This is a genomic window from Kitasatospora indigofera, from assembly GCF_014655955.1.
GTDB lineage: Bacteria > Actinomycetota > Actinomycetes > Streptomycetales > Streptomycetaceae > Kitasatospora > Kitasatospora indigofera.
Window position 1 is genome coordinate 418,697 of sequence record NZ_BNBO01000002.1, and the last position, 23,389, is coordinate 442,085.

Annotated in this window: 22 protein-coding genes; 15 read left to right on the forward strand and 7 right to left on the reverse strand. The window is 74.4% G+C overall.

All coding sequences use genetic code 11. The features are described 5' to 3' along the window. Nucleotides 1–38: 38 nt before the first annotated feature. A complete protein-coding gene (locus IE329_RS03725; protein ID WP_373311055.1) occupies nucleotides 39–1,022 on the reverse strand; it encodes a hydrolase in 984 nt (327 codons plus the stop codon). Nucleotides 1,023–1,280: 258 nt separating this feature from the next. Between IE329_RS03725 and nicT the strand changes: the two genes are divergently transcribed. The 3 genes from nicT to IE329_RS03740 all read left to right on the forward strand — a co-directional run bounded on the left by nicT (nucleotide 1,281) and on the right by IE329_RS03740 (nucleotide 5,986). Then, the gene (nicT, locus tag IE329_RS03730) at nucleotides 1,281–2,414 is read left to right on the forward strand and encodes a Nickel transporter NicT (protein WP_190209302.1); all 1,134 of its coding nucleotides are present in this window, start codon (nucleotides 1,281–1,283) and stop codon (nucleotides 2,412–2,414) included. 403 nt (nucleotides 2,415–2,817) lie between these two features. Further along, nucleotides 2,818–3,123 (forward strand): hypothetical protein, encoded by a 306-nt coding sequence (locus IE329_RS03735; RefSeq protein WP_190209303.1) that lies wholly within the window; start codon nucleotides 2,818–2,820, stop codon nucleotides 3,121–3,123. A gap of 427 nt (nucleotides 3,124–3,550) precedes the next feature. Then, a complete protein-coding gene (locus tag IE329_RS03740; protein ID WP_190209304.1) occupies nucleotides 3,551–5,986 on the forward strand; it encodes a lamin tail domain-containing protein in 2,436 nt (811 codons plus the stop codon). Nucleotides 5,987–6,058: 72 nt separating this feature from the next. On the opposite strand, the gene IE329_RS03745 is transcribed toward IE329_RS03740, so the two are convergent. Next, a complete protein-coding gene (locus IE329_RS03745; protein WP_190209305.1) occupies nucleotides 6,059–6,976 on the reverse strand; it encodes an SGNH/GDSL hydrolase family protein in 918 nt (305 codons plus the stop codon). 378 nt (nucleotides 6,977–7,354) lie between these two features. Here IE329_RS03745 and IE329_RS03750 point away from each other — a divergent pair, with 378 nt between their 5' ends. The 4 genes from IE329_RS03750 (at nucleotide 7,355) to IE329_RS03765 (ending at nucleotide 11,394) form a co-directional block, all read left to right on the forward strand. After that, nucleotides 7,355–9,010 carry an FAD-binding dehydrogenase gene (locus tag IE329_RS03750; protein ID WP_190209306.1) on the forward strand — a complete coding sequence of 552 codons (1,656 nt, stop codon included), beginning with the start codon at nucleotides 7,355–7,357 and terminating at the stop codon, nucleotides 9,008–9,010. Between the two features lie 137 nt (nucleotides 9,011–9,147). Beyond that, nucleotides 9,148–9,465 (forward strand): type VII secretion target, encoded by a 318-nt coding sequence (locus IE329_RS03755; protein ID WP_190209307.1) that lies wholly within the window; start codon nucleotides 9,148–9,150, stop codon nucleotides 9,463–9,465. After that, entirely contained in the window at nucleotides 9,465–10,793 is a 1,329-nt protein-coding gene (locus tag IE329_RS03760) for a hypothetical protein (RefSeq protein ID WP_190209308.1), read from the forward strand. Before IE329_RS03755 ends, IE329_RS03760 begins: the two co-directional genes overlap by 1 nt. 4 nt (nucleotides 10,794–10,797) lie before the next feature. Continuing rightward, entirely contained in the window at nucleotides 10,798–11,394 is a 597-nt protein-coding gene (locus tag IE329_RS03765; protein ID WP_190209309.1) for a hypothetical protein, read from the forward strand. A gap of 61 nt (nucleotides 11,395–11,455) precedes the next feature. Here IE329_RS03765 and IE329_RS03770 read toward each other — a convergent pair whose 3' ends face one another. Continuing rightward, on the reverse strand, nucleotides 11,456–12,031 hold the full coding sequence (locus IE329_RS03770; RefSeq protein WP_229927136.1) for a GNAT family N-acetyltransferase: 576 nt from the start codon (nucleotides 12,029–12,031) through the stop codon (nucleotides 11,456–11,458). A gap of 182 nt (nucleotides 12,032–12,213) precedes the next feature. Between IE329_RS03770 and IE329_RS03775 the strand changes: the two genes are divergently transcribed. Continuing rightward, nucleotides 12,214–13,398, forward strand: a complete 1,185-nt coding sequence (locus tag IE329_RS03775) for a serine hydrolase domain-containing protein (protein WP_190209310.1) — start codon at nucleotides 12,214–12,216, stop codon at nucleotides 13,396–13,398. A gap of 71 nt (nucleotides 13,399–13,469) precedes the next feature. On the opposite strand, the gene IE329_RS03780 is transcribed toward IE329_RS03775, so the two are convergent. Next, on the reverse strand, nucleotides 13,470–14,417 hold the full coding sequence (locus IE329_RS03780; protein ID WP_190209311.1) for a LysR family transcriptional regulator: 948 nt from the start codon (nucleotides 14,415–14,417) through the stop codon (nucleotides 13,470–13,472). 88 nt (nucleotides 14,418–14,505) lie between these two features. Between IE329_RS03780 and IE329_RS03785 the strand changes: the two genes are divergently transcribed. Further along, nucleotides 14,506–14,877: a YybH family protein gene (locus tag IE329_RS03785; protein WP_190209312.1), complete on the forward strand. Its 372-nt coding sequence runs from the start codon at nucleotides 14,506–14,508 to the stop codon at nucleotides 14,875–14,877. A gap of 213 nt (nucleotides 14,878–15,090) precedes the next feature. Here the strand turns inward: IE329_RS03785 and IE329_RS03790 are convergent, their stop codons facing one another. Then, nucleotides 15,091–15,459 (reverse strand): ArsR/SmtB family transcription factor, encoded by a 369-nt coding sequence (locus IE329_RS03790; RefSeq protein ID WP_190209313.1) that lies wholly within the window; start codon nucleotides 15,457–15,459, stop codon nucleotides 15,091–15,093. A gap of 105 nt (nucleotides 15,460–15,564) precedes the next feature. Between IE329_RS03790 and IE329_RS03795 the strand changes: the two genes are divergently transcribed. The 3 genes from IE329_RS03795 (at nucleotide 15,565) to IE329_RS03805 (ending at nucleotide 18,556) form a co-directional block, all read left to right on the forward strand. Further along, nucleotides 15,565–17,712 carry a heavy metal translocating P-type ATPase gene (locus tag IE329_RS03795; protein ID WP_190209314.1) on the forward strand — a complete coding sequence of 716 codons (2,148 nt, stop codon included), beginning with the start codon at nucleotides 15,565–15,567 and terminating at the stop codon, nucleotides 17,710–17,712. Next, nucleotides 17,709–18,113 (forward strand): (2Fe-2S) ferredoxin domain-containing protein, encoded by a 405-nt coding sequence (locus IE329_RS03800; RefSeq protein WP_190209315.1) that lies wholly within the window; start codon nucleotides 17,709–17,711, stop codon nucleotides 18,111–18,113. The genes IE329_RS03795 and IE329_RS03800 overlap by 4 nt, the downstream gene beginning before the upstream one ends. Before the next feature lie 185 nt (nucleotides 18,114–18,298). Continuing rightward, nucleotides 18,299–18,556 carry a hypothetical protein gene (locus tag IE329_RS03805; RefSeq protein ID WP_190209316.1) on the forward strand — a complete coding sequence of 86 codons (258 nt, stop codon included), beginning with the start codon at nucleotides 18,299–18,301 and terminating at the stop codon, nucleotides 18,554–18,556. Nucleotides 18,557–18,651: 95 nt separating this feature from the next. Here the strand turns inward: IE329_RS03805 and IE329_RS03810 are convergent, their stop codons facing one another. Together IE329_RS03810 and IE329_RS03815 are read right to left on the reverse strand one after the other, a co-directional pair. Next, nucleotides 18,652–19,185, reverse strand: coding sequence for a hypothetical protein (locus IE329_RS03810; RefSeq protein ID WP_190209317.1), 534 nt, complete (start codon nucleotides 19,183–19,185; stop codon nucleotides 18,652–18,654). Between the two features lie 147 nt (nucleotides 19,186–19,332). Then, on the reverse strand, nucleotides 19,333–20,094 hold the full coding sequence (locus IE329_RS03815; RefSeq protein WP_190209318.1) for an SDR family NAD(P)-dependent oxidoreductase: 762 nt from the start codon (nucleotides 20,092–20,094) through the stop codon (nucleotides 19,333–19,335). 224 nt (nucleotides 20,095–20,318) lie between these two features. On the opposite strand from IE329_RS03815, the gene IE329_RS03820 reads away from it, so the two are divergent. The 3 genes from IE329_RS03820 to IE329_RS03830 all read left to right on the forward strand — a co-directional run bounded on the left by IE329_RS03820 (nucleotide 20,319) and on the right by IE329_RS03830 (nucleotide 23,334). Then, complete coding sequence (locus IE329_RS03820) at nucleotides 20,319–20,894, forward strand: TetR/AcrR family transcriptional regulator (RefSeq protein ID WP_190209319.1); 576 nt, start codon at nucleotides 20,319–20,321, stop codon at nucleotides 20,892–20,894. 76 nt (nucleotides 20,895–20,970) lie between these two features. Continuing rightward, nucleotides 20,971–21,420 carry a VOC family protein gene (locus IE329_RS03825; protein ID WP_190209320.1) on the forward strand — a complete coding sequence of 150 codons (450 nt, stop codon included), beginning with the start codon at nucleotides 20,971–20,973 and terminating at the stop codon, nucleotides 21,418–21,420. Nucleotides 21,421–21,675: 255 nt separating this feature from the next. Next, complete coding sequence (locus IE329_RS03830; RefSeq protein ID WP_190209321.1) at nucleotides 21,676–23,334, forward strand: purple acid phosphatase family protein; 1,659 nt, start codon at nucleotides 21,676–21,678, stop codon at nucleotides 23,332–23,334. The last annotated feature ends 55 nt before the right edge of the window (nucleotides 23,335–23,389 follow it).

Genomic DNA, 23,389 nt, shown 5'->3' on the forward strand with positions numbered 1-23,389 from the left:
AAGGAGTGCGAGTGCTCCTTGCCTTCGTCGTTCCCCGCTCAGCTCGCCCGGCTCAGCCAGGCGGTGGCGTTGAGGGCGAGCGCGGCGTTGGTGCCGGCCGGGTCGTTCCAGCCGTCGTAGAGGGTGTTCCCGGACTGGCCGGTGCCGTCGTCGGCGGGGGAGCTGTCGCCCCAGACCGCCACCCGGCCGCTGCCGAAGGTGCTGGTGACGAAGAAGGCGCCGGTGGTGCCGCTGTACCCCGTCCGGTAGAGCAGGCCCTTGACCGACGGGTTGTCGGCGGGCTTGAGGGTGAAGGTGGTGCCCGAGCGCAGGATCGAGCCGGTGACGGTGCCGAAGGCGCCGTGCAGCACCGGGTCGGCGGCGTCGGTGACGGCGCGCGGGTTGTCGGTGGAGATGTTCAGGACGTCCACCGAGAAGCCGAACGGGTCGGTCGGGTCGACGCTGTTGGTGGTCAGCAGGTCGTTGATGACCCGGGGGGAGTCCCAGCCGTCGTTGTTGCGGTCGCTGGCGTTGTGGTCGGAGATCAGGAAGAGACCGCCGCCGTTCTGCACGAACGTCATGATCGCGGTCTTCTCCGCGGTGCTGAATCTCGTGTTGGGCTCGTCGATCACGAACGTGTCGAAGTTGGCGAGGTCGAGCGCGGCCCCGGTGCCGTAGCCGATGGTGCTGCCCGCCGGCAGGGTCTTCAGGCTGTAGGCGCCGGTCCGTTGCAGGGCCACGCCCCAGGCGGAGAGGGCGCCCGTCCAGCTCTTCTCGGTGGTGGGGTTCGCGTTCTGGGCGAGCGGGTCCGGGATCGCGCTGCTGATGATCCAGTCGGCGTTGCCGGCCGTCTCGGCCTTGCTGTTGTCGAAGAGCACCCGGTGCTGGACGGCGGCTCCGGCGGGGGCGGCCGGGGTGGCGGCGCCGGCGGCGGTGGTGCCGGCGGCGGTGGAGGCGGGCGCGGCCAGGCCGGTGAGGGCGGCGGCGAGCAGGGCGGCGGCGGCCAGGGCCACCTTCGGGCGGGTGTGCTGACGAGAGGTCATCTGCCGTTTCTCCGTGGGGAGTCGGGAATTCGGCGGCGAGGGTATCCGCGCGTAGAACCCGAGTATCCGCCGGTGGCGGAGGCTTCGAAAGCCTCCGGAGGTTACGGGGATTTGTACGGTGCATGACCAGTCCTGGACATTCTCCGGAGTGGATGCCCGGTCCGATTAATTGCACATGACTTGCAAGTACTTCCCTTGAGAGGGAAAACTGGTCCAGCTCTTCCCTGCCCTCACCCGTTCCCCCGAGAGGACGCCGCCATGACCAGCGCGCCCCCAGTCACCCAGGTGGCCCCCGCGACCAGATGGCGCGACCGGCTCACCCGCGACGAGTGGATACGCCTGGCGGGGATGGGCGGCTTCGTCCTCGCCCTGCACGTGATCGGCTGGTTCACCCTGCTCGCCGTCATCGCGCCCAAGCACTACGACGTCGGCGGCCAGGTCTTCGGCGTCGGGATGGGCCTCACCGCCTACACCCTCGGGATGCGGCACGCCTTCGACGCCGACCACATCGCCGCCATCGACAACACCACCCGCAAGCTGATGGGCCAGGGCAAGCGCCCGCTCTCGGTGGGCTTCTGGTTCTCGCTTGGCCACTCGTCGATCGTCTTCGGGCTCTGCGCGCTGCTCGCCTTCGGCATCCAGTCCCTGGCCGGCCAGGTCGAGTCCGACGACTCCGCCCTGCACACCGCCACCGGCCTGATCGGCGTCACCGTCTCCGGTGTTTTCCTGGTGCTGATCGGCCTGATCAACCTCGGCGCCTTCAACGGCATCCTCAAGGTCTTCCGCAAGATGCGCCAGGGCGAGTTCGACGAGGCGGAGCTGGAGCGCCAGCTCGACAAGCGCGGCTTCATGAACCGCATCCTCGGCCGCGTCACCAGGGCCGTCACCAAGCCCTGGCACATGTACCCCGTCGGCCTGCTCTTCGGCCTCGGCTTCGACACCGCCACCGAGGTCTCGCTGCTGGTGCTGGCCGGCGGCGCCGCGGCCTTCTCGCTGCCCTGGTACGCGCTGCTGGTGCTGCCCGTCCTGTTCGCCGCCGGGATGAGCCTGCTGGACACCATCGACGGCTCGTTCATGAACTTCGCGTACGAGTGGGCCTTCTCCAAGCCCGTCCGCAAGATCTACTACAACCTCACCGTCACCGGCCTGTCCGTGATCGTCGCCCTGGTCATCGGCGTGATCGAGCTGGTCGGGCTGCTCGGCGAGAAGCTCGACATCACCAGCGGCCCGGTCGCCTGGATCGGCGAGCTGGACCTCAACCTGGTGGGCTACGCCATCGTCGGCCTGTTCGTCCTCACCTGGGCCGGGGCGCTGGCGTTCTGGAAGTTCGGCAAGGTCGAGGAGAAGTGGTCGGCCGGCCTGGACAAGGCGGCGGCCGCCGCCACCGACTGACGCCCGTACGCTCCGCCGCCGGCCCCCGCCGTCCCTCGTGACGGCGGGGGCCGCGGCGTTCGGCATGCCGGCCCGATGCCCCAGGACGAACCCGCCGCCGCCCTCGACCGGATCAGCGGATCGATCCGCTCGCGCGGTGATCCGGCGGCCGTGGCCCGGCTGGTCCGGGAGCTGCTGCCGGGGCTGTCCCCGGCCGAGGCGGCCCGGCTGGAGCCGGCCGCCGGCTCGCGGTGGCGGGCGCGCTCTTCGGCACCGTCGGGGAGGCGGCCGCGGCCGGCTCGCCCGAGCGGCTCGCGCGGGCCGTCCGGCTCGGCGGGCGGGAGACCGGGGGCCGGGCCGGTGCGGCGGACTTCCGCGACGGGCGGCTGAACCGGGCGGCCCGGGCGGCGGCGGGGCTCGGGGAGTGGTGTGGCTGGACGTGATCGAGCCGGCGTCCTGGCGGGAGTGGGTGGGCGGCCGGAGGCTCCGCGAGATCGAGGTGTGGGCCGGGCTGCCGCTGCCCTGGCGGGTGCTGGCCGGCGCCGAGGACTGCCCGGCGGAGCTGGTGGAGCGGGTGTGCCGGCGGTACGGGGTGGATCCGGTGAGGACCGGCTGGACGACGGGGCGGGCGCGGTGGGCCGCCCCCGCCGGCCCGCTGACGGCCGCGTTCGTGGACGGCGTGGCCGAAGCAAATCCGGTGCTGGCGCGTGCCCTGCGCGCGCGGGCTTGACCGGTGCCGCCGTCCGGCGGCAGGCTGCCGGGTACTCCCCGGGTGTAGCTCAGCGGCAGAGCGCCTGTCAGCAAAGCGGGTGGCCGTAGGTTCGAGCCCTGCCTCCTGGGGGCGAGGGGCCCGCCGGTCCGGATCCGTCCGGGCGGCGGGCCCCTCGGCGCGTCGGTCCGGCCGGTGAGGGTGGATCAGGCGCCTTGGCGGACCGGTACCAAGAGTTAACCGCAGAGGGCTTGTCGCGTCATTTTCTACGCGCGTATCTTGAGCGCTGCGGCGTCGCTCCACGGCGTCGCGTCTACGCGGGTAGTGCGCCGAGCGCACCACCTGAACCACCCTCACGTCCCGGCGCCCCCACGGCAGCCGGGGCATCGTGCTGCACCCGGACGCCGCGTCATGGCAATGACCCGGCAGCTTAAGGAGTCCTGCCCCGGTGACCACGCCCACCGCTCCCCGCCCCCGCTCCCGCAGGGCGCTGCTGCGCGCGACCCTCCTCCCGGCCGGCCTGGCCGCCTCGCTCGTGCTCGTCCCGCTGCCGTCCGCCTTCGCCGCGCCGTCCGCCGACGCGGTGATCGCCGAGGTCTACGGCGGTGGCGGCAACTCCGGCGCCACGCTGAAGAACGACTTCATCGAGCTGGCCAACAAGGGCGGCGCGGCCTTCGGCCTCACCGGCTGGAGCGTCCAGTACATCTCGGCCTCGCCGGGCGCGAACTCGCAGTGGTCCGTGACCCCGCTGACCGGCTCGATAGCCCCCGGCGGGCGCTACCTGGTCGCCGAGGCGGCCGGCGCGGGCGGCACCGTCGCCCTGCCGACGCCGGACGCCACCGGCAGCCTGGCGCTCTCCGGCACCGCGGGCACCGTCGCCCTCGTCCAGGGCACCGACCCGCTGACCTGCAAGACCGCCGCCGACTGCGCCGCCGACCCGCGGGTGCGCGACCTGGTCGGCTTCGGCACCGCCGTCGTCCGCGAGGGCGCCCCGGTGACCGGCGCGAGCAACACCGCCTCGGTCGCCCGCCGCGCGAACCTCGCCGACACCGACGACAACTCCGCCGACCTGGCGGCCGGCGACCCGACCCCGGTCAACAGCTACGGCGAGTCCGCCGAGGGCACCACGCCCGGCGGCCCGGCCGGCCCGACCGAGCCCGGCCCGCTGCGCATCCACGACATCCAGGGCACCACCCGCGTCTCGCCGCAGCTCGGCAACACCGTCCCGGGCGTGCCCGGCATCGTCACCGGCGTGCGCGGCTACGGCTCCAAGGGCTTCTGGATCCAGGACCCGAACCCCGACGCCGACCCGGCGACCAGCGAGGGCCTGTTCGTCTACACCGGCAGCAAGGTCCCGACCGTGAAGGCCGGCGACTCGGTGCTGGTGACCGGCAAGGTCGCCGAGTACTACCCCAACTACGCCGGCGGCTCGCAGTCGCTGACCCAGCTGACCGCCCCGCTGATCACGGTGCTCTCCTCCGACAACGCCGTCCCGGCGCCGGTCGTGGTCAGCACCCGCAACATCCCCGGCACCTACACCCAGGACGCGGCCGGCGGCTCCGTCGAGGGCCTGCCGCTGCTGCCGGAGAAGTACACCCTGGACTTCTACGAGTCCCTGGAGGGCATGAACGTCCAGGTCAAGGACGTCCGGGTGATCCAGGCGACCGACAAGTACAACGAGCTCTGGGTCGCCGCCGACGCGCAGGACCAGAAGAGCAAGCGCGGCGGCGTGCTGTACGAGTCGTACCGCGAGCCCAACGTCGGCCGCCTGATGGTCCAGCAGCTGGCGCCGGTGGCCCAGCAGCCGTTCCCGGTCGCCAACGTGGGCGACCTGCTCACCGGCACCACCACCGGTCCGCTGGACTACAACTCCTTCGGCGGCTACACGCTGGCCGCCACCTCGGTCGGCGCCGTCCAGGACAACCACCTGGAGCGCGAGGTGACCGCCCCGGCCGCCGACCGCGAGGCCACCGTCGCCACGTACAACGTGGAGAACCTGGCCCCCGGCAACCCGGACAGCAAGTTCGCCGAGCTGGCCCAGGCGGTCGTCACCAACCTGCGCTCGCCCGACGTCATCGCCCTGGAGGAGATCCAGGACAACAACGGCGCCACCAGCAACGGCACGGTCGACGCGAGCGTCACCGTCGCCAAGTTCATCGCCGCCATCCAGGCGGCCGGCGGCCCGGCCTACGACTGGCGCTCCGTCAACCCGGTGGACGGCAAGGACGGCGGCGAGCCCGGCGGCAACATCCGCCAGGTGTTCCTGTTCAACCCGCAGCGGATCTCCTTCACGGACGTCCCCGCCGCCGACCCCACCAACACCCCGGTGGACGTGACGGGCACCGGCGCCGCCGCCTCGCTGACCGCCTCGCCCGGCCGGATCGACCCGGCCAACGAGGCGTGGGCCAACAGCCGCAAGCCGCTGATCGGCCAGTTCAGCTTCCGCGGCAAGAAGCTCTTCGTGATCGCCAACCACTTCAACAGCAAGGGCGGCGACCAGGGCATCGACAGCCGCTTCCAGGCTCCGGCCCGCAGCTCCGAGGTGCAGCGGGTCAAGCAGGCCGTCGTCGAGCAGGCCTTCGTGGCCAAGCTGCTCGCCGCCGACCCCACCGCGAAGATCGTCTCGGTCGGCGACTTCAACGACTACCAGTTCTCCCCGGCGCTGGCCGCGCTCACCCAGGGCGGCGTGCTGCGCGACCTGGTGAACGAGCTGCCCGAGAAGGAGCAGTACTCGTACGTCTACCAGGGCAACTCGCAGGTGCTGGACCACATCCTGGTCAGCCCCGAGGTCGGCTACGCCAAGTACGACGTGGTGCACATCAACAGTGAGTTCGCCCAGCAGGCGAGCGACCACGACCCGCAGATCGTGCGCGTCAAGCCCTGACCCGGGGCAGGGCGGCGGGGCGTGACCGGGATCCCGGTCACGCCCCGCCGGCGTTCCGCGCCGGGGCGCGGCCTACTTCAGCGCGGCCAGCACGGCCTGCGCCATCACCTGCTCGCCCTTGGCGTTCGGGTGGAACGGGACGGCCGGGGAGCCCGGCAGCGCCCCCTCGATCCAGGGGGAGGAGGAGCAGGCGTCGTGGCCGCGGGTCGGGCCCGCGGTGTCCACGTAGCGGGCTCCGTTCGCGGCGGCCGTGGCGGCGAGCATCGAGTTCAGCCGGCCGAGCACGCCGTGCAGGTACGTGACGTCGCCGGTGGTGACGGGCTGGCGGCCCAGGCAGTCGGAGGAGTTCTCCGGCAGCACCGACGGGTAGCCGACCACCAGCACCCTGGCGCCGGGGGACTTGGCGTGGATCCGCGCCAGCACGTCGGCCAGCTGCGGGGCGGCGCCGGCGATCCGGTCGGCCAGGTCGTCGTTGCCGTACTCCCAGGACCAGCTGCTCCAGCTCCAGTGGCCGTGGTTGTAGACGTCCCGGCAGGGGGTGCCGAAGGGGTTCACCACGGCGCCCGCGATGCAGGTGGCGATGATCTCGCCGACGCCGAGGTCGCCGACGCCCAGGTCGTTGCCGCCGATGCCGATGGTCACCAGGTCGGTGTCGGCGCGCAGCGCGTCCAGCTGCGGGTCGTTGACCCGGATGAAGGCGTCGTACTGGGCCGAGGTCATGGCCTTCACCTTGGCGGCCGAACAGGTGACGTCCGTGTACGAGGTGGAATGCAGCGCGGCGGCCACCAGCCGGCCGTAATTGCGGTCGGAGCGCAGGCACAGGCCGGCCGACTGGCCGGGGACTCCGGCGCCCGCGGCGTAGGAGTCGCCGAGCGCGACGTAGTGCGAGCCGGTGGCGGCGCTCGCGCCGGAGGCGGTCAGGGCGAGCGCGAGCACCAGGGTGAGGCTGGTGACCAGCAGGGACACGAGTTTCCGGGCAGGGCTGAGCACGGTTCCTCCTGGGGGAGAGAAACGAGGGTGGGTGGGGGTGTACGGATGCCGGGCCACAGCTTCTACTGCTCGGTAAGTTACTGCCAGGTTTCGTACCCGTCCACAGTATTGGCGCGGATTTCTGAAAAAGAGTCAGAAGGAATTCCCGGAATTACGCTCCGACGCGTAGCGCTTTACCGGCGGGCCGCCCGTTCCCGGAATTCTGCTCCACGGTGGAGCGAAATTCGGGGCGGGCTTGTTACCGACCGGTTGACTGGGTGATCGCCAACCCGCAGTATCGGAGCCACCCACCGGCGGGCCCCCGTCCGCCGGGCGCTCCACGGGCACCGCCCGCCCCGGCGCCCCCACCCGGCCCAGCCGCTCTCGGAGGACCCCCGCATGGCATTCGACGCCGACGTCATCGTCATCGGAGCCGGCCTGGCCGGCCTGGTCGCCACCGCGGAACTGGCGGACGCCGGACGCAAGGTCATCCTGCTCGACCAGGAGCCGGCCGCCTCCCTCGGCGGCCAGGCGCACTGGTCCTTCGGCGGGCTCTTCCTGGTCGACTCGCCCGAGCAGCGCCGGCTGCGCATCCGCGACTCGCACGACCTCGCCTGGCAGGACTGGCAGGGCACGGCCGGCTTCGACCGCCCGGAGGACCACTGGCCGCGCCGCTGGGCCGAGGCCTACGTGGACTTCGCGGCCGGCGAGAAGTGCTCCTGGCTGCACGCCCAGGGCGTCCGCTTCTTCCCCGTGGTGGGCTGGGCCGAGCGCGGCGGACTCCTCGCCACCGGCCCCGGCAACTCCGTCCCGCGGTTCCACATCACCTGGGGCACCGGCCCCGGCATCGTCGAACCCTTCGCCCGCCGGGTGGCGGCCGCCGCCGCGCGCGGCCTGGTCGACCTGCGCTTCCGGCACCGGGTCACCGGCCTGGCCGCCACCGGCGGCGTCACCGACACCGTGACCGGTGAGATCCTGGTGCCCAGCGACGTCGAGCGGGGCGTCGCCACCTCGCGGGAGGCCGCCGGCGCCTTCGAACTGCGGGCGCAGGCCGTGATCGTCACCTCCGGCGGCATCGGCGGCAACCACGAGCTGGTCCGCAAGGCCTGGCCCGCCCGGCTCGGCACCCCGCCGGCCCGGATGCTCTCCGGCGTCCCCGCCCATGTCGACGGCCTGATGCTCGGCATCGCGGAGCGGGCCGGCGGCAACCTGATCAACGGCGACCGGATGTGGCACTACACCGAGGGCATCGAGAACTGGGACCCGATCTGGGCCCGGCACGGCATCCGGATCCTGCCCGGCCCGTCCTCGCTCTGGCTGGACGCCCTCGGCAACCGGCTGCCGGTGCCGCTCTTCCCCGGCTTCGACACCCTCGGCACGCTCGAACACATCATGACCACCGGCCACGACCACACCTGGTTCGTCCTCACTCAGAAGATCATCGAGAAGGAGTTCGCCCTCTCCGGCTCCGAGCAGAACCCCGACCTGACCGGTCGCAGCATCCGCCAGGTCCTCGGCCGCGCGCTGCCCGGCGCCACCGCGCCCGTCGAGGCGTTCAAGCGGCACGGCGCCGACTTCGTGGTGGCGGGCAACCTCGCCGACCTGGTCCAGGGCATGAACGCCAAGACCCCGCAGGCCCTGATCGACCGGGACGCGCTGCGCCGCGAGATCGAGGCCCGCGACCGCGAGCTCGCCAACCCGTTCAGCAAGGACCTCCAGGTCACCGCCATCCACGGGGCCCGCCGCTACCTCGGTGACAAGCTGATCCGCACCGCCACGCCGCACCGCATCCTCGACCCCGCGGCCGCGCCGCTGATCGCGGTCAAGCTCAACATCCTCACCCGCAAGTCCCTCGGCGGACTGCAGACCGACCTCTCGTCCCGGGTGCTGCGGGCCGACGGCAGCGTCCTGGACGGCCTGTACGCGGCGGGCGAGGCGGCCGGGTTCGGCGGCGGCGGGGTGCACGGCTACCGCTCGCTGGAGGGCACCTTCCTCGGGGGCTGCATCTTCTCCGGCCGGGCCGCCGGCCGCGCGGCGGCGGCCGCCACGGCCTGACGCCGACCGGGCCCGGGACGCGCCCGGACGCTCCCGGACCGCGCGGGCGGACGGGAATCGATCCCCGCCGGAACCCGGAGCCCCGGAACGGTCGTCCCTCACCGTGGGACGACCGTCCCGCACATGGGGGTGTGGAAGTGAGCGGATACATCTCGGAGCCCGAACGGTTCCCGGTGGCTGCCAACAAGCTGGACGAGGGCGCGGGCAGGCTCGCCCGCGCCGACGGCGGGTTCGGCGAGTCGGACGCCGCCGCCCGCCGGCACGGGTCCTGGGCCGTCGGCGAGGCGCTCGGGGCCTGCGCCGGCCGCTGGGAGGGCGAGACCAGGCGGACCGTCGACGCCATGAAGCAGCTCGCCGAGGGCCTGCGTGCCACCGCGGCCAACTACGGCCGCCAGGAGGACGCGGTGGCCGATCAACTGCGGCGCGCCGCCACGCTGCTGGAGGGGAACGGCTGATGCCCACGGACAACGGACCCGACCCGGACGGCCGGTTCCGGCCGGGCACCGAGGACCACGAACGGCGCTTCGACGCGCCCGTGACGGTGCCCCAGCTGCGCGAGGCCGACCCGGCCGCCCTGCGCCGGGCCGCCGAGGAGTGGGCGAAGATCTCCACGGCCGCGGCCGAGGCCCGCTTCGACGCCACCGACGTGCTCTCCACCCTCCAGGAGGGCTGGAGCGGCGAGGCCGCGCAGCTGGGCCGCCGCACGCTGGCCGACCTGATCGACGAACTGTCCGTCGCGGAGCAGGAGACGGAGGCCGCGAAGCTCACCCTCGACAGTGCCGCCGACGGCCTGACCCTGGCCCGGCGCTGGTTGGCCGAGGCGGACGACCTGGCGAAGGCCAACGGCCTCACCGTCCAGGACGACGGCGGCGTGCGGTTCCCGTCCGTACCCGGGCAGCACAACGATCCGGACGCCCAGGCCGAGTCGCGCCGGCTGGCGGGCGTCGCGGGGGACGTCCGGAACCTGGTCACGGCCGCGCTCACGTACGCCGCCGACGTCAGCGACACCGCCGGCAACGAACTCGACCGGATCAAGGCGTCCGTCGACTACGACCGGCTCGACGCCTGGACCGAGCGGGTGGTCGGCGAGGACCTCTCCGGCGCCCGCGACCTGGGCAAGGTGTTCGGCGGCTCGGGCGGTGTGCTGCTGCCCCCGGACCCCTACGACCGAGGCGCCGGCACGTTCGACTCGGAGGAACCGAACGACCGCGACCGCAAGCTCGCCAACACCCTGGGCGCCGGCATCGTCGGCATGCCGTTCAAGGCCGGTGACGTCAACGCCAGCGCCAACATGGCGCACTACCTCTCCGGCAGCGGGGAGCCGCTCGGCCTCGACGTCGAGGACATGCTGAAGGACATCCCCGACTTCCAGGAGAGCGTCAACACGACCCTGGACGGCAACCTGCCCGGCTGGCAGGCCCAGGCCCTGGCCGAGTACAACCGGACCGGCAAGCCGGTGGCGCTGGTCAAGGACACCGGCTGGCAGCCGATGTCCGCCACCGACGGGAGCAGCTCGGACTGGTACTACGCGGTCGGCTCGTTCCACTACAACACCCAGGCGAAGATCGAGGTCAAGCCCGCCGCGCCCGGAGCGCCGCCGGAGGTCACGGTCACCTACCAGACCCACGTCCGGGACCGGTACAACTGGGACCACGGCAAGCAGACCTACGTGCCGGGGATGGGCATCGTGACCGACCAGGACATCCAGCGCCTGCACCGGACGGGGCTGGCCCAGGAGTTCGACATGGGCGGCAACAGCGACATGCGGACGAGGAAGGTCTGACGCCGTGGCATCCCGCGTGACGGGCGGCAGCACCCCGGGCAGCGGCACCCCGGATGGGGGGCGGGCCGGCTCCGGCGGCGCGCTCGCCGACGCCTGGCCCTCGCTGCGCGGGCGGCCGGTGCTGAGGCGCTCGGTCGGGGCCGTCCTGGCGCTCTGCGCGGTGTTCACCATGGCGGTGGCCGGGTGGGGGGTGTTCGCGCTGACCCGGGACCACACCCCGCCCGAGACCGACCTGACCCGCGCCGAGCGGCTGGCCGGTCTGCACCCCTCCCAGCACCCGGGCAAGGGCCGCTACTACGTCCCGGACGACGCGGTGCTCGGCCGGGCCGCCGACGGCACGCCGACCGGCTACCTGCACTACCGGCTGGACGGCGGACCGGACGTCAACCTGGACGACTTCCTGCGCACCTACGGCCTGCCCGCGCCGGAAGCCCCGGCCCCGCTGCCGTCCGACCTGGTGACGGCCCTGCCGGGGGAGGAGCCGGCCACGGCGCCCGCACTGCCGGCCACCGCGGGCGCCGACGGTCGCAGGCAGGTGTTCGTGGCCCCGGCCGGCGGCCTGGCCGGAGCGGCGGACGTCTACGTACGGGCCATCGGCTGACCGGCCCCGGCCTGGCCCGGCCCCGGCGTGCCCGGTCCCGGGCCGCCGGGGCCGGGGCGGCTCAGGCCAGCCGCAGGTCGACGTAGGGCACGGTGTCGCCCGGCAGCAGGTACGTCTCCACCTCGACGAAGCCGTGGGCCAGCGCGAACCGCAGCCCGTCCGGGTTGGAGGCCAGCACGACCGTCTCGATCACCTCGGCGCCGAGCCCGCGCGCGGTCGCCAGTCCGTGCTCGTAGAGGGCGCCGCCGATCCCCTGCCCGCGGTGGGCGGCCAGCACGCGGGCGATGACGGTCGCCGCCGCCCTCCCACCGGCGGGCGGGTGCGCCGCGGGCGGACGCACCGTGGAACAGCCGACCAGGACGTCGCCCAGGTACGCCACCACCAGGCGGTTGCGCCCGGCGCGCTCGCGGACCTCGTCCGGCGAGAGCGGGTCGGTCGGGATGATCACGTTGTGGACGTGCCGCCAGTCCCGGAGCAGGGCCTCGCCGCCGACCGGCTCGAACCGCAGCACGGCCGGGGCGCCGGCCCGGGGCCCGGCGGGGGTCGCGGCTCGCGGACCGGTCTCCGGTGCGGCGGCCGGCCGGCGGTGGGGGTCGGCCGGGGAGTCGGCCGGGGGATCGGTCGGGGGATGGGTCACCCGTGCAGGAAACCGTCCGGGTCGCGGGGCGTCAACCGGGTTTGGGTCCGCCGGCCGCCGCGGCCCGTCCGCCGCCGCTGCCCGCCCGCCGTCCGAAGGGCGCCGGCCGCGCGTCGCCGTGAGGAATCCGGACCGTGACGGCAGGCTGGGTCGTACGGCACCACCCCCGGGAAGGCGGACCCATGACCGAGCTGCGCGACATCCTGGCCAGGCACGTCGGTCGCGGACCGCTCCCGGGGGCGGTCGGCCTGCTCGCCGTCCGTGACCGGGTCGAGGTGGCCGCCGTCGGGTCGGCGGACATCGGGGGCACCGTCCCGATGGCCCGGGACTCGATCTTCCGGATCGCCTCGCTCACCAAGCCGGTCGTCGCCGCGGCCGTGATGATACTGGTCGACGACGGCCGGATCGCGCTGGCCGACCCGGTCGCCCACTGGCTGCCGGAGCTGGCCTCGCCGTCCGTCGTCCGGACCCCGGCCGGGCCGGTCGCCGACGTGGTGCCGGCCGCCCGGCCGATCACCGTGTTCGACCTGCTCACCTCGCGCGCCGGGGTCGGCTTCCCGGCCGACTTCTCGCTGCCCGCGGTCGGGCTGCTGTTCAGCGAGCTGCGGCAGGGGCCGCCGCAGCCGCAGCTGGTCGCGCCGCCCGACGAGTGGATGGCCGCGCTGGCCGGCATCCCGCTGCTGCACCAGCCCGGCGAGGCCTGGCTCTACAACACCTGCTCCGACATCCAGGGCGTGCTGGTCGCGAGGGCCTCGGGCCGTCCGCTGCCGGAGTTCCTGGCGGAGCGGCTGTTCGAGCCGCTCGGCATGGCCGACACCGGGTTCGAGGTGCCGGCCGGCAAGCTCGGCCGGTTCACCGGCTACTACCGGACCGGTCCGGCCGGCGGCGCGGAGCTGGTCGACACCCCCGACGGGCAGTGGAGCAGCCGGCCGGCCTTCCCCTCCGGCGCCGGCGGGCTGGTCTCCACCGTGGACGACTGGCTGGCCTTCGCCCGGCTGCTGCTCGCCGACGGTGTGGTGCCGAGCGCGTCCGGTCCGGCGCCCGGAGGTGCGGCGGGCGGGCGCCGGCTGCTGTCGGAGGAGTCCGTCCGGCAGATGACCACCGATCACCTGACCGAGCGGCAGCGGGCCGCCGGGGAGCTGTTCCTGGAGGGGCAGGGCTGGGGGTTCGGCGGCTCGGTCGACGTGGAGGCGATCGATCCCTGGAACGTGCCGGGACGGTACGGGTGGGTCGGCGGCACCGGGACGGCGGCGCACCTGACACCGTCCACCGGCGTGGTCAGCATCCTGCTCACCCAGCTGGAGATGGCCGGCCCGACCCCGCCCGCGCTGATGCGCGACGTCTGGCGGTACGCGGCCGGCGCCTGAGGACGGGCCGCCGGCGCCGCGCGGGGCGGTGGTCGCCGCCTTCCGCCCGCCGCGTCCGCCCGCCGCGTCCGCTACGGGACCGGCGGCCCGTCCGGGTCCGCATTCCCGTCCGGGCCTGCGTCCCCGTCCAGGCCCGCGCCCCCGCCCAGCGTGCGGCGCGCCCGCCGGACCAGGGCGCGCCCGGCCGGGCCGGAGGGGCCTCCGGCGCGCCAGGCCAGGACCAGGCGGCCGCGCAGGGCCGGCCGGTCGACGGTGATCACGTGCAACTGCTCCGCGCGGGCGGCCGCGAACGCGCCGGGCAGGATCGCCGCGCCCAGGCCGCGGGCGGCCAGCTGGGCCAGCAGCCCGGGGTCGCTCGCCTCGAAGGCGATCCGGGGCGTGAAGCCGGCCGCCGCGCAGGCCTCGTCGAGCCGGGCCCGCAGGCCGGTGCCGCGCGGCAGGCTGATCAGCGGCCGGCCGCGCAGGGTGTCGATCGCGACGACCCGGTGGACGGCGAGTTCGTGGTCGTGGCCGACGGCCGCCACGATCGGCTGGTCCTCCAGGACCAGCACCCCGAGACCCTCCGGGTCGCCGCTGCCGACGCTGACGATCGCCGCGTCCAGCCGTCCGGTCCGCAGATCGTCGAGGAGCCGGTCGGAGGTGGCCTCGGAGAGGGTGATCTCCACCGCCGGGTGCTCGTCGTGGAAGTCCGCCAGCAGCCCGGGCAGGTCGACGTTGTGCGAGGTCACCGTCCCGACCGAGACGTGCCCCCGGAGCAGCCCGGTCAGTTCGTCGACGGCGAGCCGGACGCCCCGTACCGCCGCGAGCGCCGCCCGGGCGTACGGGAGGACGGCCGCGCCGACCTCGGTCGGGCGCACCGAGCGGCCGGAGCGGTCCAGCAGCTGCTGGCCCAGTTCGCGCTCCAGGCGCCTGATCTGGGCGCTCACCCCGGGCTGGGCGACGTGCAGCTTCTCGGCGGCGCGGGTGAAGTTGCGTTCCTCGGCCACCGTCACGAGGTATTCGAGCTGCCGCAGTTCCATAACCGATCATGCTAGCTCTCAGACTTTCCAGCTCTTGGACTTCTGGCCGGCCGGGCGCCAGCCTGGTGGTGAGCGAAAGGAAGCGACCATGACCGAGAACCGCACCCGAGCCACCACCCCCGAGGACCTGGCCCGCCTCTTCGTGGAGCGGGCCAACGCCCGCGACGCCGAGGGGCTGGCGGAGCTCTACGCCCCCGACGCCGTGCTCGCCTACCCGGCGGGGGCCTCGACGGTCGGCCGCGAGGCGATCCGCGCCGTCTGCGAGCGGATGCTGGAGCACGCGCCGCTGCCCTTCCCGGTGGAGGAGCCGCTGCCGACGGTCCGTTACGGCGACCTCGCCCTCACCTCCACCCGTGACGCGGACGGCACCGGCGGCCGGGTCCAGGTCGCGCGCCGGCAGCCGGACGGGAGCTGGCTGCGGATCATCGACCGTCCCGAGGTGCCCGCCGCCACCGGGTGACCTGCCGTCGCCCGCCCGGCTTCGTTCGTCCGGCGAGGTTCGTCCGGCGAGGTCCGTCCGCCGAAGTTCGCCCGGCGCCGCCGGTGGCCGACGAGCCGTCAGGCCGGGGGCAGGCGCCGGGTGCCGTCCGGGGTGTGCGGCGGACGGCGGGATCAGGACGATTCGCGGGCCGGCCCGGCCGGGAGTCGCCGGGCGGCCCCGGCGGCCGGGCGGTCAGGCCCGGTCGGGCTGGTCCGGGTCGTCGGTGAGACCGAGCCGGAGGTGGTCCACGTGGTAGACGGCCTGGTCGAGCAGGGCCGCGACGTGCGCGTCGTAGAGCGAGTAGACCACCGAGCGGCCCCGGCGCTCGCCCACCACCAGGCCCAGGTTGCGCAGCAGCCGCAGCTGGTGCGAGCAGGCGGACTGCTCCATGCCGACGGCGTGGGCGAGTTCGGTCGCGGCCCGCGGCCCTTCGCGGAGCTGGGCGAGTATCAGCAGGCGGGAGGGGGTGGCGAGGGCCTGCAGGGTGGTGGCCACCTTGGCCGCGTTGGATGCGTCCAGCCGCATCTGCGGCACCGGGCTGTCGGTGGCTGCGTGTCCCATGAGGGCATCCTATGGCCGTGGCCATAAATGAATACCTCTTCATGTGTTCCTGTATGGTGAGCCCGCCAGGCCTGCCCGGCCCCGCCGTGCCCGAAGGAATCCGTGATGCCCGACACCCTGCTCGCCGGCCCCGCCCAGGACCTCGGCCGGCCGTCCGCCCCGACCGGCCCGCCCCGGCGCCGGACCGCGGCGCTCGCCCTGCCCGAGGCCCGCTGGGCGGCCCTCTCGACGCTGGCCTTCCTCGCCGCCCTCGCCGTCCAGCTGCCCGGCGGCCCGGGCTGGGCGTACGGCCCGCTCTACGCGCTCGCCTACCTGAGCGGCGGCTGGGAGCCGGCCAGGGACGCCCTGCTGCTGCTGCGGGAGCGCACCCTCGACGTCGACCTGCTGATGGTGGTCGCGGCACTCGGCGCCGCCGCCGTCGGCCAGGTGCTGGACGGCGCCCTGCTGATCGTGATCTTCGCGACCTCCGGCGCCCTGGAGGCGCTCGCCACCGCCCGCACCGCCGATTCCGTCCGCGGACTGCTCGACCTCGCGCCCGCCACCGCCTGCCGGCTGGCCGCCGACGGCCGGGAGGAGACCGTCCCGACCGCCGAACTCGCGGTCGGCGACACGGTGCTGGTCCGGCCGGGCGAGCGGATCGGCGCGGACGGCCTGGTGCTCGACGGGCTGAGCGAGGCCGACCAGTCCTCCGTCACCGGCGAGCCGCTGCCCGCCGCCAAACGGCCCGGCGACGAGGTCTTCGCCGGCACCCTCAACGGCGCTGGGGCCCTGCGGGTCCGGGTCGGGCGCGACGCCGCCGACAGCGTGATCGCCCGGATCGTGGCGATGGTCGAGGAGGCCGCCGCCACCAAGGCACCCACCCAGCTGTTCATCGAGAAGGTCGAACAGCGCTACGCCGCAGGGCTGGTGGCCGCCACCCTGGTCCTGCTGGCCGTCCCGCTCGCGCTCGGCTCCGGTCTCACCCCGGCGCTGCTCCGGGCGATGACCTTCATGATCGTCGCCTCGCCGTGCGCGGTCGTGCTGGCCACCATGCCCCCGCTGCTCAGCGCCGTCGCCAACGCCGGACGGCACGGCGTCCTGGTCAAGTCGGCGGTCGTGATGGAGCGGCTGGGCCAGGTGGACGCCGTCGCGCTGGACAAGACCGGCACCCTCACCGAGGGCACCCCCCGCCTCACCGACATCCGCCCGCTCCCGGCCGGCCCCTCCGGGGCCGTGCTCTCCCCGGACGCCCTGCTCGCCCTGGCGGCCGCCGCCGAGCACCCCAGCGAGCATCCGCTGGCCCGCGCGGTGGTCGACGCGGCCCGCGCCCGCGGCCTGGCCCTCGCCCCCGCGAGCGGCTTCGCCTCCACCCCGGGCGTCGGCGTGCGGGCGGTGGTCGACGGCGTGGTGACGGAGGTCGGCGCCCCGGCCCGGGCCGGGGCGGCCGCGTCCGGTACCGGCCCGGACAGTGCGTCCACCGGCCCGGCCAGCGCGTCCATCGGCCCGGCCACCGTCCCGGCGGAGCCGGCCGGCGCCGTCGCGGAGCTGGAGGCGGCCGGCCGCACCGTCGTGGTGGTCCGGCGCGGCGGTGTGGTGGTCGGCGTGCTCGGCCTCGCCGACCGTCCGCGCGGGCAGGCGGCGGCCGTCGTCGCGGCCCTGGCCGCGCTGACCGCCCGCCCGCCCGTGCTGCTCAGCGGCGACAACCCGAGGGCCACCGCCCGACTGGCCGCCGAGGTCGGGCTCACCGACGCCCGGGGCGGGCTGCTGCCGCAGGAGAAGGCGGCCGCCGTCCGCGACCTCGCCTCGGCCGGACACCGGGTGCTGTTCGTCGGGGACGGCGTCAACGACGCGCCCGCGCTCGCCGCCGCGCACACCGGCGTCGCGATGGGCCGGGCCGGCTCCGACCTCGCCCTGGAGACCGCCGACGCGGTGGTCGTCCGGGACGAACTGGCGGCCGTGCCCGCCGTGGTGGCCCTCTCCCGGCGGGCCCGGCGGCTGGTGGTGCAGAATCTTGTGATCGCGGGGGTGTTCATCACCGTGCTCGTGACCTGGGACTTGGCCGGCGACCTGCCGTTGCCGCTCGGGGTCGCCGGGCACGAGGGCTCCACCGTGATCGTCGGCCTGAACGGCCTGCGGCTGCTGCGCGAAAGGGCGTGGCAGCGGGCCGAGCGGAGCGGCCGGGGCCGGGCGGACGGTCACCCGGCGGTGTCCCGCCGGCCTCCGCGGACCGGCCCCGGACACCGACCGGACCACAACGAGCAGGGAGCCCCATGAGTCGTCGAAACCGCACGGAGAAGGCGGCGCCGCCGTCCCCGGTGACCGTCACCGTCTGCCGGGGCTGCTGCTGCGGCACCGAGACCAAGCACCCGGGCGTCGACCACGCGGCGCAGCTGGAGCGGCTGCGCGAGGGCGTCGGCGGCAGCGGGCAGGTCCGGGCGGTGAAGTGCCTGGACGCCTGCGCGCACTCCAACGTGGTGGTGGTGAGCCCCTCCGCCGAGGGCCGGCGGGCCGGCGGCCGTCCGGTCTGGCTCGGCTGGGTGCTGGCGGACGACATGCTGGACGAGATAACCGACTGGGTCCGGGCCGGCGGCCCCGGTCTCGCGGACCCGCCGGGGACGCTTGACCTCCAGGAGTTCGCGGTCTCCCGCCGGCTCCGGGAGGGCCTGCCCGGCTGAAGCAGCCGGGACCGCCCGGGCGGTGCGGGCCCGCCCGCGGCGCGCCCCCGGTCCGCCGCCCGGTCCGCCGACTTCGGTGCGGGGCCGGGCGTCGCGGGACTACGCTGGCCGGTGGTGCCGGACGACGGAGGGATCACCATGGCCACGACCACGCGGGACGCCGCCCACCCCGCCGGGGTGCCGCAGTGACCACGGTCTGCCGGATCTGCGCCGGCACCGGACGGACGGCCGGCCTCAGCTGCCGCACCTGCCAGGGCACCGGCACCACCGAGGTCGGCGGCGGTGGCGGCAACTGCTTCCTCTGCGACGGCACCGGTATCTACGTCCGCTACCGCGTCGACGCCAGCGGCGCCAAGCACGCCTACCGCGAAGAGGTCTGCCGCACCTGCGACGGCACCGGCAACCGCGCGCCCAGCAGTTGGGACGAGACGATCTCGACCTAGGGCCTGCCCGGCGGATCCTGCCGGGACCCGCCGGGCGGCCCCGGGCGGATCAGGGGCCGGCGCGCCGCGTGCCTGCGGCCGGCCGTCGGCCGGTGTCAGGCGGCGCCGGCCACGACCGCCGCCAGCTCCTCGGCCGACCCGGAGGTCAGCCGGTAGAAGCCCTGGAGGCTGACCGAGTGCTCCAGGCGGCCGTCCACCACGTACTTCAGGCCGCGGGTCCGGCCCCGGCGGTTCTGCCAGGTCAGCCGTCCCAGCAGATCGCCGGGGACGGGCCGGTCGAGGCGGACGGGCGTCGCGTCCACGTGCACGGCCACGGCGCCGCAGCCGCCGGAGCCCAGCATCGACCAGTCCTCGTGCCCGGGGAACGCCGGGTCCTGCCAGGTCGCGGGGGCGGTGCCGCAGCAGTCCCGCCGGTCGGTGCCGACCACCCGCATCCGGCTCACCACGTACACGGCGCACCGGTTGACGTGCAGGGCGTACACCTCGTCACCGGCGCCGGCACCGGACCAGGCGGGCAGGGAGCCGTGGACCCCGCTGAAGGCGACCGGGGGCCGTTCGCCCACCCGGCCGGCCTTGCGCAGCGCACGGCAGGTGTCTTGGGTCCACAGGACGGTGAAGGCATCGGGCATGCCGTGATCCTAGGAAGGAGCACTGACGGTCCAGCCTCCGCGCGGGCCGCCCGCAGGTGGCCGGGCCGGGCCGGGGGAGGTGCCGGGTGCGCCGGGCGGGGCGCCGCCACGGGTGGCCGGCGCAGCGGGTGTGCGGCCGACGGCCGGTCAGACCTGGGCCATGCCGCCGTCCACGAAGAGTTCGACGCCGGTGACGAAGGCGGCGGCGTCGCTGGACAGGAAGACCGCGGCGGTGCCCATCTCGCGGGGGTCCGCGATCCGGCCGGTCGGATTGCCCTCGCCCATCGTCCGGACGGCGGCCGGGACGGCGTCGGCACCCTGCGCCATGGCGAGGGCGCTCCGCAGGGACTCGGTGTCCACCGCTCCCGGGCTCAGGACGTTGATCCGCACCCCCGAGCCCTTGATGTCCTGGATCCAGCCGCGGACGCAGGCGCGGACGGCGGCCTTGGACGCGCCGTACAGACTCATCCCGGCCGGGGGCCGGATCGAGGCGGTGGAGCCGATGACCACGACGGTGCCGCCGGGCCCCAGCAGCGGCAGCGCCGGTTGCACGGTGAACAGGACGCCCTTCACGTTGACGGCGAAGGTCCGGTCGAACTCCTCCTCGGTGATCCGGTGCAGCGGGGCGTGGGCGCCGATGCCGGCGTTGGCCACGACCGCGTCCAGGCGTCCGTGCCGCGCGATCACCTCGGCGTAGGCGGCCTCCATGTCGGCGAGCTTCGTGACGTCCGCGACGACGCCCGAGCACCGCGGCCCGATCGCGGCGACCGCCTCGTCCAGTCGCGTCCGGCCGAGGTCGGTGATGACGACGTGGGCGCCGTTCGCCACGAACTCCTTGGCGACGGCCAGTCCGACGCCGGACGCTCCGCCGGTGACGACGGCGGTCTTTCCTTCGAGCAGGCGGCTCATGTGGTTCTCCTGTGACGGTTCGTCGGTGCCCGTCGGCCGGTGGGCCGGGGTCGTGGGGGAGTGGCGGCGGCCGTGCCGGCGGCGCTGCTCCGGGCAGGCCGCGGGCGCCCCTCGGCCGAGGGGCGGGGCATGGCCTAGAGTGAATACGGAGGCGCCTCCGCTTCGCCCTCACGGTAAGCGGAGGCGCCTCCGGTAAGCAAGCGCGGACGACAGGAGACCCGGCCATGGCCACCGACGCAGGGCGCCCGCTGCGGGCGGACGCGCAGCGCAACCGCGACAAGATCCTCGCCGCCGCGGCGCGCGTCTTCGCCGAGCAGGGCCTGGACGCGCACCTCGAACGCATCGCCAAGGAGGCGGGCGTGGGCACCGGCACCCTCTACCGGAACTTCCCCACCCGGGAACTCCTGATCGAGGCTGCCTACCGCAACGAGTTGAGCCGGCTGTGCGACGCCGTCCCCGGGCTGCTGGCGACCCTGCCGCCGCAGGACGCCCTGCGGGACTGGGCGGGGCGCTTCCTCGACTACGCGAGTGCCAAGCTCGGCATGGCCGAGGCACTGCGCGCCGTCGTCGCGTCCGGTGTCGATCCCTACGACCACAGCCGCCGGATGATGCTCGAAGCACTCACCTCGCTGATGGACGCCGCGCTGGCGGCCGGCGTCGTCCGGCCGGACATCGACGCGTCCGACATGTTCGCGGCCCTCAGCGGCATCGCCCTCGCCGCCGGCCGGCCGGAGCAGCGCGCGCAGGCCGAACGCCTCCTCGGCCTCACCCTGGACGGACTGAGCGCACACCGGGCCTGACGGCTGTCGCGGGCCGCCGCATCCGCCCGGTGGGGGCGGCTGGCCGTCCGGGCGCCGCTGTTGTTGGCTGTCCGGCATGAGACCCAGGCTTCAACTGACCGTCGACTGCGCGGATCCCGAGCGGCTCGCCGCCTTCTGGGCCGCCGCCCTCGGGTACCGGGTCGAGCCCGCGCCCGAGCCCTTCCCGACCTGGCGGGCCTACTGGCTCGACCAGGGCGTCCCCGAGGAGGAGCTCGGGACGGGGGACTGCAGCGACTCGATCGTCGACCCGGACGGCGCCGGCCCGCGGATCTGGTTCCAGCAGGTGCCCGAGCCCAAGGCCGTCAAGAACCGCCTGCACCCCGACCTCGGGGTCGGCGGCGGCCGCGGCGTGCCGTTCGAGACCCGCCGGGAGCGGGTCCGGGCCGAGGCGGCCCGGCTGGAGCGGCTCGGTGCGACGCGGCTGCGGACCGAGGACTCGCCCGGCACGGGTTCCTGCAGCGTCGTCATGCGGGACCCGGAGGGCAACGAGTTCTGCGTGCACTGAGCCGGGCCGTGCGCCGCGACCCGCCGGCCGATGCCCGTCACCGGACGAGCGGTGAGCCGCCGTCCGGTGCGCGGGCTGAGCCGGCGTGAGAACCCCTCCGCCGGCGCCCGGTCGGGCCCGGTGACCTGGTACGCCGTGCGGCGGGAGCATTTTGCCAGGGCATGGTCGAACATTGGAGTTCGAATGGGCGGCGCGCCGGTGCCCGTTCACCGGATGTCCGCGTCCGGGCAATCCGCCACTGCCAGAGTCCGGGCCATGGATATCCCACGCATGGGCGTGCCCGAGAAGCTCGCCGACCGCATGAGCATGGCGGAGCAGCACGAGTACCTCCGCAGCCGCTTCTCCCGCCGCCGGATGCTGCGCACCGGCGCCATCACCGTCGGCGCGCTCGCGGTCGGCGGCTCGCTCGGCACCGGCAGCGCCTCGGCCGCCCCGCAGCCGGCGCCGGTCTCCACCACGGACGGCATCGACGGCTCGCTGGTCGCCCCGATCGGCCGTCACCTCTCCTTCGGGCCCGAGCCGGACACCCAGTTCCGGATCTCCTGGCAGGTGCCCGCGCCGGTCAAGAAGCCCTTCCTGCGCTTCGGCAAGCAGCCGTGGGACCTCAGCCACAAGGTCGCCGCCGAGGTGCGCGCCCTGCACACGCCGGCCCTCGTGCAGACCGGTGCGCCGGTCGACCAGTACTACCTGCACGTCGCGCTGGAGGACCTGCAGCCCGACACCACGTACTACTACGGCGTCGGCCACCAGGGCTTCGACCCCGCCTCGCAGCAGGCCGTCTCGACCCTGAGCACCTTCCGCACCGCGCCGGCCCGCGAGCACATGTGGGGCAAGGTCTACGAGCCGTTCACCTTCACCGCCTTCGGCGACCAGGGCGTCAGCGCCCACGCGGCCGGCAACGACCACATCATCCTGGCCCAGAACCCGGCCTTCCACCTGCACGCCGGCGACATCTGCTACGCCGACGCGGCCGGCGCGGGCCAGGACTCGGACAAGGCCGCGTTCAACGCCACCACCTGGGACGCCTTCCTCGCGCAGACCGAGACGGTCGCCTCGAAGGTCCCGTGGATGGTCTCCTACGGCAACCACGACATGGAGGCCTGGTACTCGGCCAACGGCTACGGCGGCGAGAACCACCGCTTCTTCCTGCCGGACAACGGGCCCGACCCGCGGACCGTCCCCGGGGTCTACAGCTTCCGCTACAAGAACGTCGGCGTCATCTCGCTGGACGCCAACGACGTCTCCTACGAGATCCCGGCCAACCTCGGCATCTCGGCGGGCAAGCAGACCAAGTGGCTGGAGCGCCGGCTCAAGGACCTGCGCAGCGACGAGACGATCGACTTCATCGTCATCTTCTTCCACCACTGCGCCTTCTCCACCACCCACCAGCACGCCTCCGAGGGCGGGGTCCGCGAGGCCTGGGTGCCGCTGTTCGAGAAGTACCGGGTGGACCTGGTGATCAACGGTCACAACCACGTCTACGAGCGGACCGACGCGATCCTCGGCAACAAGGTCTCCAAGGCGGTGCCGAGCGGCGCCACCGTCGAGCCCGCCAAGGACGGCGTGGTGTACGTGACGGCGGGGGCGGCCGGCCGCAGCCTGTACAGCTTCGACGCCCCCGACACCTACGAGGGCCACGAGAACCACCAGGACTCGGTGAACACCTACCACTTCGCCCAGGGCGGCGTGAAGGTCACCGAGACCGTCGAGTGGTCGCGGGTGCGCTACACGGGCTACTCCTTCATCAAGGTCGACGTCACCCCGGCGCACCTGGGCCGGAAGTCCGAGATGAAGGTCACCGCGCTGGCCGAGAACGGCACCCAGGTCGACCACTACACCATCCTCCGCAAGGTGGGCGAGGGCTGGGACAGCAAGACCGACGACGACGGCGAGGGCGGCGGCTGGGGCTGGTAGCCCTGCCGTCCGGGAGGCCGGACGGCGCCGGGCCCGGGGGAGCGGCTCCCCCGGG

What these genes read in the sequence shown, in the direction of transcription:
- IE329_RS03795 (WP_190209314.1), top strand. Translation starts at nt 15,565, where the DNA reads ATGCCCGACACCCTGCTCGCCGGCCCCGCCCAGGACCTCGGCCGGCCG.
- IE329_RS03760 (WP_190209308.1), top strand. Translation starts at nt 9,465, where the DNA reads ATGCCCACGGACAACGGACCCGACCCGGACGGCCGGTTCCGGCCGGGC.
- IE329_RS03750 (WP_190209306.1), top strand. Translation starts at nt 7,355, where the DNA reads ATGGCATTCGACGCCGACGTCATCGTCATCGGAGCCGGCCTGGCCGGC.
- IE329_RS03825 (WP_190209320.1), top strand. Translation starts at nt 20,971, where the DNA reads ATGAGACCCAGGCTTCAACTGACCGTCGACTGCGCGGATCCCGAGCGG.
- nicT (WP_190209302.1), top strand. Translation starts at nt 1,281, where the DNA reads ATGACCAGCGCGCCCCCAGTCACCCAGGTGGCCCCCGCGACCAGATGG.
- IE329_RS03830 (WP_190209321.1), top strand. Translation starts at nt 21,676, where the DNA reads ATGGATATCCCACGCATGGGCGTGCCCGAGAAGCTCGCCGACCGCATG.
- IE329_RS03780 (WP_190209311.1), bottom strand. Translation starts at nt 14,417, where the DNA reads ATGGAACTGCGGCAGCTCGAATACCTCGTGACGGTGGCCGAGGAACGC.
- IE329_RS03810 (WP_190209317.1), bottom strand. Translation starts at nt 19,185, where the DNA reads ATGCCCGATGCCTTCACCGTCCTGTGGACCCAAGACACCTGCCGTGCG.
- IE329_RS03775 (WP_190209310.1), top strand. Translation starts at nt 12,214, where the DNA reads ATGACCGAGCTGCGCGACATCCTGGCCAGGCACGTCGGTCGCGGACCG.
- IE329_RS03790 (WP_190209313.1), bottom strand. Translation starts at nt 15,459, where the DNA reads ATGGGACACGCAGCCACCGACAGCCCGGTGCCGCAGATGCGGCTGGAC.
- IE329_RS03725 (WP_373311055.1), bottom strand. Translation starts at nt 1,022, where the DNA reads ATGACCTCTCGTCAGCACACCCGCCCGAAGGTGGCCCTGGCCGCCGCC.
- IE329_RS03815 (WP_190209318.1), bottom strand. Translation starts at nt 20,094, where the DNA reads ATGAGCCGCCTGCTCGAAGGAAAGACCGCCGTCGTCACCGGCGGAGCG.
- IE329_RS03800 (WP_190209315.1), top strand. Translation starts at nt 17,709, where the DNA reads ATGAGTCGTCGAAACCGCACGGAGAAGGCGGCGCCGCCGTCCCCGGTG.
- IE329_RS03820 (WP_190209319.1), top strand. Translation starts at nt 20,319, where the DNA reads ATGGCCACCGACGCAGGGCGCCCGCTGCGGGCGGACGCGCAGCGCAAC.
- IE329_RS03785 (WP_190209312.1), top strand. Translation starts at nt 14,506, where the DNA reads ATGACCGAGAACCGCACCCGAGCCACCACCCCCGAGGACCTGGCCCGC.